Source organism: Novosphingobium sp. (assembly GCF_031424035.1).
Lineage (GTDB): Bacteria > Pseudomonadota > Alphaproteobacteria > Sphingomonadales > Sphingomonadaceae > Novosphingobium.
This window is the reverse complement of record NZ_JANPGP010000107.1, coordinates 1-10391: the sequence shown is the minus strand read 5'-3', so window position 1 is coordinate 10391 and position 10391 is coordinate 1. Positions and strand designations below refer to the sequence as shown.

Below are 10391 nucleotides of genomic sequence, written 5' to 3'. Positions count from 1 at the left end.
ACCGACTGATCGTAGGCAACGAAGGCGTCGAACGTCCAGCCATCGGTGATCGTGCCCTTCAGGCCGGTCAGGTACTGCTGGATCTGGTAGTTTTCATCCCAGCCTTTGTACGGCACGCCAACATAGCGGGCGCTCCAGTTGAAGGCCGCTGTCGGGTTCGCACGCGATGCCAGGATGGTCTTCAGGTCGTTGGGGATGAAGGGGTTGGTGACCGGGATGGTGGTCAGCGTGGGGAACTGCGTCAGGCTGCCACCACTGTGCGTGGTGGTGGTCAGGTCCACGAACATGAACTGGCCATAGAGCTTGAAATCGGGTGCCAGCTCGTAATCGGCCTTGAGGTAGGCGGTCTTGCGTTCCAGTCCGTTGATATAGTCGATCTGCTGGCCGACCGGCATGCGGACGTTGCCGCCGACAATCGCATATCCGCCGCTGCCGTTGGGACCCTTGTAGTTAAGCGCGCCCGTCTGGGTGAACAGCGTGCCGTCAGAATTGAAGCCGAAGTTGGAGGCGAGCGGGTTGCGCGTGCCGGCAATGCCATAGCCGTTGAACAGGGCAGTGACGGCGGCGGCGCTGGGCGCGTTGGCCGCGCTCGGCACGAAGGTGCCGGTGCCGATGAAGCCCGAGGGCGTCTTGTCAAAGAAGAACGAACGCTCGCTGCCGTTCAGCGTGTCCTGCTTGGCATAGGAGAATGCCGCGACGACATTGCCGCGATTATCTGCAAAGCTGGAGCCGAAGGCGACCGAGCCCTTGAACTTGAAGGCATCGCCCTTTTCGCTGATCGTGGTCTGGGCATCGATGACGAAGCCGTCGAGCGAGCGGATCGACTTGAAATTGACCACGCCGGACATGGCGTCCGAACCATAGACGGCAGAAGCACCACCGGTGATGGCATCGACGCCGCCGATGATCGCATCGGGCAGGATATTGATGTCGACATTACCGCGAATGTCCGAGACAGGCAGGCGGCGTCCGTCGAGCAGCACGAGGTTGCGATTGGTGCCAAGGCCATGAAGGTTGATCGTGGCCCGTCCGCCTGTTCCCTGACCGCCGGTGGATTCATTGCCCGCCACGGTGAAGCCGGGCAGCTGGTTCAGCGCATCGACGAGGCTGGACTTGCCGCTTTCCTTGATCGCGACATCGCTGATCGAGACGATTGGCGATACGGCGGTGTTGTTCGGCCGCTGGATCAGCGATCCGGTGACGACAATCTCTTCCGCAGGTGATTCGGCATCATCAGCAGCGGCATCCTGGGCCATTGCCGGAACTGCCATAACCGCTGTGAAAGCAAGGAAAGACGCCGACACGGCGAGTCGCGAAACCAACTTTTTCATAAATCCCCTCCCGATCCACCGAGGGCTTTCCCCCGGTCTCGTGGTTCCGTCATTTATGTTACGAACTAGTTCCTGTCAATTCGTTCATCGACGGGTCTGGCGCTGCACGGCATAGGCGCAAGCGGCGCAGGCCAGCAGCGGAACGCAGTACGTGGCGAACAGGATCGGCAGCGAGACCTTGGCGGCCATGAGCTGTCCGCCGACGAACGGGCCAACGATGGCGCCGCTGCGGCCGATGCCGATGGCCCAGCCGATCCCCGTGGCGCGGACCTGCGAGGGATAGCTTTCCGCTGCCAGTGGCCAGACGCCGTTATAGCCGCCCTGCAACAGGACCCCGATGGCAAAGGCGGTCGCCATGGTCGCGCCGATCGACATCGGTACGGAGCCGAACCACAGCATCGCGCCCGCCGCGCAGACGAGCATCGTCGGCACCAGCTTGCCCAGCGGCACGCGCACTGCCAGCACGCTCATGGTCACCGTTCCGACAAACGCACCAAGGTTGTAAAGCGCGCCGGCGTATATCCCGTTGGTTTCCGAAAGGCCGGCCTGGATCGACAGCTTGGTGATCCAGCTGACGATGAAATAGAGCACCATCAGCCCGAAGAACACCGCGCCCCACAAGGCGATGGTCCGGCCGCGCAGGGTGGGGCTGAACAGGGTGGCGACGCCGGTGGCAGCACCGTCATCGTCTTCGCTATGCGGAACGGCGTTGCTCAGCAGGATCCACGCGAGCGGGAACAGGCCAATCGTGATGGCACCCGCGCCGATAAGCAGCACGTGCCAGCCGTGGACCGGCAGCAACCGCGCGACGATGAGCCCGGTGAAGATCGCGGCGAATGGGTAACCAGCCTGCACCAGCCCTACAGCAAGGTTGCGATGCCGTTCCGGCGCGCTCTCGGATGCCAGCGCGGCCATGGCTGCCAGTACCGTGCCGATGCCAGCGCCAACGATCACCCGCAGCGTGAACAGTTGCGAGACGGTAGCGACAAAGCCGCTGGCCAGCATACCTGACGACATCAGCGCCAGCGCCGCGAGGATCACCTTGCGCCGCCCGAACCGGTCAGCCAGCGGCGCGATGAACATGCCGCCGATGGCCATGCCCAGCAGGCCGGCGCTGAACAGCGTGCCCATCACATCGGGGCCGATGGCCCAGTCCTGCTGGATGCGCGGCGCGATGAAGGAAAGGATCGTCACGTCGACGCCGTCGGCCATGTTGATCGCGAAGCACAGCGCCACCGTGGCGATTGCCCGTGCCGTCCACTGCGACGGCGAAACGGCAGCCGAAGCCGCATTGTAACCTGCCATTGTCCTCTTCCCCTTGATCGCTCAGCTTGTTTGTCGCTGGGCCTATGCAGCCGGAACCGTGCCGTCGACCAAGGGGCCGGGGCTGGTCAGTCCTTCTGCGTGACCCATGCTATGATAATGTCTGCCACCTGCTTCGCCCGCCGTTCGACGGCATCGGCGCTGGTCATATCGACGCCGAAATTGTGGGCGAAAGTGAACTGGTTCGATACGTTGTAAAAGCTCAGCGCGGTTACGTTCATGTGAAGTTCGACCGGATTGATTCCCGGCCGGAACGAACCCTCCGCCTCACCGCGCGAAACGATCCGCGAAACGATGTCGACCGCCTTGCTGTTGCTTTCCGGCAGGCCGGCGATCTGCTTGATCTGTTCGCCGCGCAGGATGTTCTCGTTCATCACCAGCCGCACCAGTTCGGGATGTTGCGAGTGATAGCGCACTTCATGCTCGATCAGGTTGCGCAGCGCCTGGGCCGCGGTCCCCGCCTCGATATCGACTTCGTTCTCGCTTGCGCGCACGCGCTTGTAAGCGCGTTCAAGGACGGCACGGTAAAGCTCCTCCTTGCCCTCGAAGTAATAGTAGATCTTGCGCTTGGTCGCCTTGCCGGCGATCTCGTCGATGCGGGCGCCGGCCAGTCCCTTTTCGACGAATTCGGCCGTGGCGATGTCGATGATCTGGTTGATTGTCGCCTCGCGGGTTTCGGCGTGCGATCGCCGCGCGGGCTTTTCGGCCTTGGTGGGCTTTTCAGCAGGAGCAAGCTTTTCTGAAGGCAAGGCAGAATCTCCGGGCACAGGCCTCCCGCGCCGGGGAACCGGCGCGGCGAGGACGCTTGTCCCGGCTTCGATAACGCCATTTTCTGCTGCCGTCTGCACCCGCGAGTGACTCTCGGAAATTTGTGTTACGAACTAGTTCGCATCATTTCTGCTTTTGTCAACTCACGACCCGTGTTACGCCGCTGCTTCAGGGGGCAAGCGACTCCCGCCAAGGGACAGGACGGCAAGGCCCGATGAAGACCTCGATTGCCACGGTTTCGATCAGCGGCACACTGGAAACGAAGCTCCAGGCGATTGCCGCTGCCGGCTTCGACGGGGCCGAGATTTTCGAGAACGACCTGCTTTCCACGCACCTTGATGCGCGTCAGGTGGCGGGCATGATGGCCGACCTTGGCCTTGCCTGCACCATGTTCCAGCCATTCCGTGACCTTGAAGGCCTGCCCGAACCAGCCCGCTCCCGCGCCTTTGACCGGCTGGAGCGCAAGTTCGATGTGATGACCGATCTTGGCACCGACCTCGTTCTGGTCTGTTCCAGCTGTTCACCGCAGGCTGAGGGCGATCGCTCGCGAATGCTCGATGACCTTGCCGAAGCGGCAGAACGCGCCGGCAAACGCGGGATGCGCATCGGTTATGAGGCGCTCGCCTGGGGGCGCCACGTCAACGACCACCGTGAGGCATGGGCGCTGGTGCGCGATGTCGATCACCCGGCGCTGGGGCTGGTGCTCGACAGCTTTCATTCACTCGCACGCGGCATCCCGTCAAGCAGCATCGGCGACATTCGCGGCGACAAGCTGTTCATCGTCCAGGTCTGCGACGCGCCGCAATTGCAGATGGATTACCTCGGCTGGAGCCGCCACTTCCGATGCATGCCGGGGCAGGGCGACTTTCCGCTCGACGACTGGTCGGAGGCGATCCGCCGCACCGGCTATGACGGCTACTGGAGCCTCGAGATATTCAACGACCGCTTCCGCGCCGGTTCTGCCAGCGGCGTGGCGCTGGATGGCCTGCGCTCGCTGCGCCTGCTTGAAGGCGGCGTCACGCGCCCGGTGTCCACCAGTCCGGCGCTGCCCGCCAAGGCCGTTCCGCGCGGGGTCGAGTTCCTCGAATTCGCTGCCAGCCATGCCGAGGCTGACGAACTGGGCGCAATGCTCCGCCCGCTCGGTTTCCGGCCAACTGCCCGGCACCGTAGCAAGGACGTCACCCGCTGGACGCAAGGCCCGGTCAACATCGTCATCAACTGCGAGCCCGAGGGGCTGGCCCATAGTTTCGACGTGGTCCACGGCGCCTCGGTCTGCGCGATCGGGCTGACGCTGGACGACGTTCCGGGCGCGCTCGCCCGCGCCGATGCGCTCTCCGTGCCGCGTTTCGAACAGGCGATCGGGCCGGACGAATGGCCGATCCCCAGCGTGCGCGGGGTGGGGGGCAGTCTGCTCTATTTCGTCGATGCCGCCAGCCGCGATGCCATGTGGGCGCACGAATTCCCCGCAGCGCTTGAACCTGCCGTACCGGTGCAACTGACCGGGGTCGACCATATCGCGCAGACCATGCAGTTCGAGGAGTTTCTCTCGTGGCAGCTGTTCTACGTCAGTCTGCTCGACATGCGCAAAACGCCGCAGCTCGAAATTGCCGATCCGATGGGGCTGGTGCAGAGCCAGGCCGTGGAGAGCACTGACGGCTCGGTGCGCTTCACGCTCAACGGGTCGCTCGCCAGCCAGTCGCTGTCGTCGCGGTTCATCCAGAACTATTTCGGCGCCGGGGTGCAGCACGTAGCGCTGACCTGCACCGACATTTTCGCCAGCGTCGACGCGGCGATTGCCGCCGGGATCGAGCGGCTGGAAATCCCGCGCAACTATTACGACGACCTCGAGGCCCGCTGGGGGCTGGACCCCGCGCTCATCGAGGCGATGGCGGCGCGCGACATCCTTTATGACCGCGCGGTCGAGGCTGATGGCAGCGAGTCCGAATATTTCCAGTTCTACACCCGCGCCTTCGCGCGCCGGGTGTTCTTCGAACTGGTCGAGCGGCGGCGTTACACGGGCTACGGCGCGGTTAACGCCCCGATCCGATTGGCCGCACAGGCCCGGCACAAACCCGACTTTCTGGATTGATGGAGACGATGATGATCCGCAAGGCGTTCACCCTCTTGATGACGGCTGCGCTGCTGTCAGTCCCTGCCGCAGCCTCGGCCAAGGCTGCGCCCCAAAGGGTGTTCCCGGTTTCCGAAAAGCCAAGTCTTGAAGACCATTTTCCGATCGTGCCGGTCGCCTTCCCGGGCGGCGTGAAGGGCTACCGCGACATCGTCTATCAGCAGATCAATGGCCACATTCCGCAAGTCGTTGATATCTACGTGCCCGCCAGCAAGGGCCCGCACCCGCTGGTGCTTTACATCCACGGTGGCGGCTGGGTGGGCGGTCACACCCGGCATTCAGGCGCTTTGGCCAATTTCCCGCGCGTGCTTGCGGCGCTGGCGGCAGAGGGTTTCGTCGTCGCCAGCCTTGAGTATCGCTTGTCAGGTGACGCCAAGTTCCCGGCGCAAGTGCAGGATGCCAAGGCCTCGCTGCGCTTCCTGAGTGACAATGCCGCGCGCTATCGCATTGATCCCTCGCGCGTCGGGATCTGGGGCGGTTCTGCTGGCGGCCACCTGACGGCGCTGACCGCGCTGAGCTGCAAGGACACGGGCCTCGATCCGGCTGCCGCCAGTGATGTCTGCGCGACGGCGGCGGTCACCTGGTACGGCGTCTACGATTTTGCCGCGATGGCCGCGGGCCGCGCCAATGGCGTCGATGGCGCGGCGGAAAAGTTGCTGGGTTGCACGGGGCGCTGCTCGGCAGAAACCTACGCACCGGCCAGCCCGGTGACCTATGTCGATGCCAAGGACCCGCCGTTCCTGCTGATCCACGGCACCGAGGACAAGGTCGTGCCGGTCGAACAATCGCGCATCGGCGAGGCACGGCTGCGCGCTGCCGGGGTGCCAGTGGAGACAATCTACATCGACGGCGTCGACCATTCGTTCATTGGCGCCACACCGGCGCAGACCCGCGACGCAACCCTGCGCGCGACCAACGCCACGTTCGATTTCTTTCACCAGAAGCTGCGCGTTCCCCGCTGATGATCGACCGGCGCACGACGCTGGCCGCGCTGGCCGCAACGATCGTCGCGCCGGCGCCGCTGGCCTTAGCAGGCACGGCTCCGACTGCGCGCGAAGTCTTCGCCGCGATCAAGGATGCTTCGGGCCAGCCATGGGACCCGAATCCCACTGACGACCGCATAATTTATGGCCCGCGCGACGTTCCGGTCACCGGCATCGCCACCTGCTTCACCGCCAGCGTGGACGTGCTGCGCCGGGCAAAAGCGGCGGGGCTGAATTATATCGTCCCGCACGAAGCCAGCTTCTACGAACGGTATGACGACTTTGCCGAATCTGCCGTGCGCGATGACGATCCCGTGCTGCTCGCCAAGAAGCGCTTCCTGGATGCAAACGGGATGGTCATCCAGCGCATGCACGGCCACGCGCATAGCCGGCCCGGTGATGCAATCATGACCGGGCTGATCCGGCGGCTGGGCTGGGAGGCCCAGCGCGAGGCGCGCGCCGGGATGCCGATGCCGTGGATCGTGATGCCGGCCACCAACGCGGGCACCCTAGGCCGCCACATCGCCACCCGGCTCGGCCGGCGAACGCTGCGCATGTTCGGCGATCCGGCGCGGACCATCCGCACGGTCTCGGTCTCGGCCGGGATGCCAGGTGAGAACGCGCAGATCCAGCAGCTTGAATCGGGCGCTGACGCCGTCCTGCTTGGCGAAGTGCGCGAGCCCGAAGTGCTTGGCTACGCGCAGGACATGGCCGCCAGCCGTCCGGTGACGATCTATCTTGCCGGCCACACCGGCGAGGATCCCGGCATGGGCGTGCTCGCCGACTGGCTGCGGACGGTGTTTCCCGCGCTGCCTGTGCAATGGCTCGAAGCGGCCGACCCTTACAGCAACCCCGCCTGAGGAGCCGTCCATGCGCGGACACGAGCTGTTTGACCTGATCCAGCGGGGACTCGGACCCGAACTGAACCGCCACCGCGGCATCGATGCCCCGGCGCGGCGCGATACGGCGATTGCTGGCGGCTCCTACCGAGCGCCCGGCACGCTGGTCGACGGGTTCCGCGCCGGCGACGGCGATAGCGAGGTGCGCGGGATCGTGGTCTGCGCGCGGGCCTCGACCGCGGTGCTGAAGCGCGCCGGCGAACTGGGGGCGAACCTTGTCATCAGCCGGCAAGCCTTCCTTGGCGACAGCCAGGACCGCCCGGTCAGCAAGCCCGAGCCAGCGCTGACAGAAAAGCTGGCGCTGATCGAGCGGCAAGGCTTTGCCGTTCTGCGCCTGCAGGACCCGCGCTCTGGCAAGGCGGGGCGGGCGATAACCGATGCGCTGCTGCGCGCCATTGGACTGCCGGGGGCGAAAACGGCAGCCAATCCGGCGTCAGGTCTGATCCACACGGGCGCACCTGCTCAGCTGAGCGAGCTGGTGCGGCGGGTCAAGTCCGCCACCGGCAGCGCGGCGGTGCGGCTGATCGGTGACCCGGCGATGATGGTGCGCGGGCTTGCCCTGGCGACCGAAACCAACCGGCCCAACGCCCTCGCGCCGCTGCTGGCGCGCAGCGATGTCGACTTGCTGATCGCCGGCGAGGTCCATGAAACCGAGACGGCGGCCTATGTCATGGATGCGATCGCGCTGGGCCGGCCCAAGGCTTTGCTGCTGGCGGGTTCGATCGCGCTTGAAGAACCACCGGCGCGGGCATTGGCCGACTGGCTGAAGGGGCAAGTCTCCGTTCCGGTGACCTTGCTGCGGTCGGACCTGCCTCTGGGCGAAGTCGCTTTCTAGTCGGCCTTGGCGGCGGCGATCTGGCTTTCCGCTGCTTTTGCCTCGGCGACCAGCAGACTCAGCGCCTTGGCCGTATCGTCCAGCAAGCCGTCACCGATGGGCTTTTCACCATTGATGAACCGACGGATGGCGCGTTCATCAATGCCCAGCCGCCGCGAAGTTGCCGGAATGCCGCCGAAGACCTGCACGCAGTGGGCGAAGAGATCCTGCGATGTTTGTGTTGTTGACCCGGTCATTGCTCTTCGATCCAAAGTTAGCGCTGCTTCTTCGCCAGGGGGGCGGTGAAGTCAGGATCCTTGTTCGCCACCCAGTCGACGAATTTGCGGATGGGCGGGTTGGCCAGCAGGCCATCGACGTCAAGCCCGTAGCGCTGCAATTCGGAATTGGTGAAATTGGTGATCAGCGTCTGCTGGCAGATCGGGTGCATCGGCACGGTATCGCGCCCGCCCCGGCTTTTGGGAACCGGATGGTGCCAGACGATGGTCTTGCCGGTCGGCCGGCTGCACAGCCAGCAGGGCACGACCTCGACGGGGGTTTCTTCCTCACGGTCTAGGTCGCCGTAGGGATCGCGTTTGTTATGTTTGCGGGCCATGTGTCTGCCTTACCTAGCGGAACTGTGCCGCGCCGACAATCGCACCGGCAGCCTCATGCCTCGAGCGGTTCGGTGGCGAAGCCGAGTTCGGGGATCGAGACAGAACGCCGCCCGCTGAAATCGTTGCGCACCACGATCAGCCCAAGCCGTTCGAAATGGTCGAGCAGGCGGCGGATGCGCCCTTGCGAATTGGTGCCATAGACCCGCGCCAGTTCATCGTCTCCGGGGCACGGCAAGCCATCCTGTGCGGCGCGGGCGATGACGAGGAACGGGGCGAGCAGGTCATCGGACAGCACGGCGGACACGCGCAGAATGTCGCGCCACGCCTCGGCGCTCTGGTCCTCCACGCCGGCCACGGCCATGGCAAAGCGTCGGCGGAACTGGTGCATGTCGACATGGCCGGCGGTCAGCCGCTGCATCCGGCAGCGGACGGTGAAGTCCTGAAACAGCATGGCCTGCGGTTGGAACGTGTTGCCATCCTCGGCCGCCATTTCGAGCAGGATCGACGTAACTGCCGCCTCGATCTCCTCGGCTGATCGCACGAAGGCTGGGGCCGGCTCGGGCAGGTCGTCAGGCCCGGCCGCGTGGCCGGTGATCTGTTCGATCAGCGCCCCGGCAGCCGGCTGGGGGGCTGCGCGGACCGGCTCGGTCGGAGCAGCCGGATCAAGGTGCAGGTCCTCGTGCAGCAGGGCGTGCAATTCGTCCGGCAGGGCATTGGGCGGCGGCACCATCTTTTGCATGACAACCTTGGCACCCGTACGCACCGCGCCGATCCGCACTGCCACCGGCCGCCGGCTGATCGCCGGGCCAAGGCCGAGGAACTGCCCACGCGCCAGATCGCGGATCTGCTCGGCCTGGCGGCGCTCCATGCCCAGCAGGTCGGCAGCGCGGGCCATATCGATATCGAGGAAGGTGCGGCCCATCAGGAAGTTCGATGCCTCGGCCGCGACATTCTTGGCGAGCTTCGCGAGGCGCTGCGTGGCGACAATCCCGGCCAGCCCGCGTTTTCGTCCCCGGCACATCAGGTTGGTCATGGCCGCCAGACTGAGCCGCCGCGCTTCGTCGCTGACCTCGCCAGCAGCGGCAGGGGCAAACAGCTGCGCTTCATCGACAACGACAAGCGCGGGGAACCATTGCTCATGCGGGGCATCGAACAGCGCCGAAAGGAACAGCGCGGCGCAGCGCATCTGGCCTTCGATCTCCAGCCCGTCGAGCGCCAGCACGACCGAGGCACGGTGCTGGCGGATACGCGAAGCCAGCCGGATCAGCTCGGGCGGGGAATAGGCCGCGCCATCGATGACGATGTGGCCGAAGACGTCGGCCAGCGTGACAAAGTCACCCTCGGGATCGATGACGATCTGCTGGATGATCGCGGCGCTTTCCTCAAGCAAGCGGCGCAGCAGGTGCGATTTGCCCGAGCCGCTGTTGCCCTGCACCAGCAAGCGGGTGGCGAGCAGTTCTTCGACGTCAAGGGTGATCGGCTGGTCGTTCTGGTCGACGCCGATTTGGATGGCTGCGCTCACCGGGGGGTG

General features: G+C 65.1%; 10 protein-coding genes. 4 read left to right on the top strand and 6 right to left on the bottom strand.

Features of this window, described 5'->3' with window-relative positions:
- The 3 genes from RMO89_RS14370 to RMO89_RS14360 form a co-directional block, all read right to left on the bottom strand.
- A partial coding sequence (locus tag RMO89_RS14370; protein WP_310533936.1) for a TonB-dependent receptor plug domain-containing protein occupies positions 1-1256 on the bottom strand: 1256 nt, incomplete at its 3' end.
- A gap of 159 nt (positions 1257-1415) precedes the next feature.
- A complete protein-coding gene (locus RMO89_RS14365; RefSeq protein ID WP_310533935.1) occupies positions 1416-2636 on the bottom strand; it encodes an MFS transporter in 1221 nt (406 codons plus the stop codon).
- Between the two features lie 86 nt (positions 2637-2722).
- Entirely contained in the window at positions 2723-3403 is a 681-nt protein-coding gene (locus tag RMO89_RS14360; RefSeq protein WP_310533934.1) for a TetR/AcrR family transcriptional regulator, read from the bottom strand.
- A gap of 233 nt (positions 3404-3636) precedes the next feature.
- On the opposite strand from RMO89_RS14360, the gene RMO89_RS14355 reads away from it, so the two are divergent.
- The 4 genes from RMO89_RS14355 to RMO89_RS14340 are packed head-to-tail and all read left to right on the top strand — an operon-like array spanning position 3637 to position 8267.
- Complete coding sequence (locus tag RMO89_RS14355; protein ID WP_310533932.1) at positions 3637-5511, top strand: TIM barrel protein; 1875 nt, start codon at positions 3637-3639, stop codon at positions 5509-5511.
- An 11-nt stretch (positions 5512-5522) separates the two neighbouring features.
- On the top strand, positions 5523-6512 hold the full coding sequence (locus RMO89_RS14350; protein WP_310533930.1) for an alpha/beta hydrolase: 990 nt from the start codon (positions 5523-5525) through the stop codon (positions 6510-6512).
- Positions 6512-7393, top strand: a complete 882-nt coding sequence (locus tag RMO89_RS14345) for a Nif3-like dinuclear metal center hexameric protein (RefSeq protein ID WP_310533929.1) — start codon at positions 6512-6514, stop codon at positions 7391-7393. The genes RMO89_RS14350 and RMO89_RS14345 overlap by 1 nt, the downstream gene beginning before the upstream one ends.
- Positions 7394-7403: 10 nt before the next feature.
- Positions 7404-8267 (top strand): Nif3-like dinuclear metal center hexameric protein, encoded by an 864-nt coding sequence (locus RMO89_RS14340; protein WP_310533927.1) that lies wholly within the window; start codon positions 7404-7406, stop codon positions 8265-8267.
- Here RMO89_RS14340 and RMO89_RS14335 read toward each other — a convergent pair.
- The 3 genes from RMO89_RS14335 to RMO89_RS14325 are packed head-to-tail and all read right to left on the bottom strand — an operon-like array spanning position 8264 to position 10382.
- Entirely contained in the window at positions 8264-8503 is a 240-nt protein-coding gene (locus RMO89_RS14335) for a hypothetical protein (RefSeq protein WP_310533926.1), read from the bottom strand. The two genes, RMO89_RS14340 and RMO89_RS14335, sit on opposite strands and share 4 nt — an antisense overlap.
- A 17-nt stretch (positions 8504-8520) precedes the next feature.
- Positions 8521-8859 (bottom strand): hypothetical protein, encoded by a 339-nt coding sequence (locus RMO89_RS14330; RefSeq protein WP_310533925.1) that lies wholly within the window; start codon positions 8857-8859, stop codon positions 8521-8523.
- 53 nt (positions 8860-8912) lie between these two features.
- Entirely contained in the window at positions 8913-10382 is a 1470-nt protein-coding gene (locus tag RMO89_RS14325) for an ATP-binding protein (RefSeq protein WP_310533937.1), read from the bottom strand.
- Positions 10383-10391 lie beyond the last annotated feature (9 nt).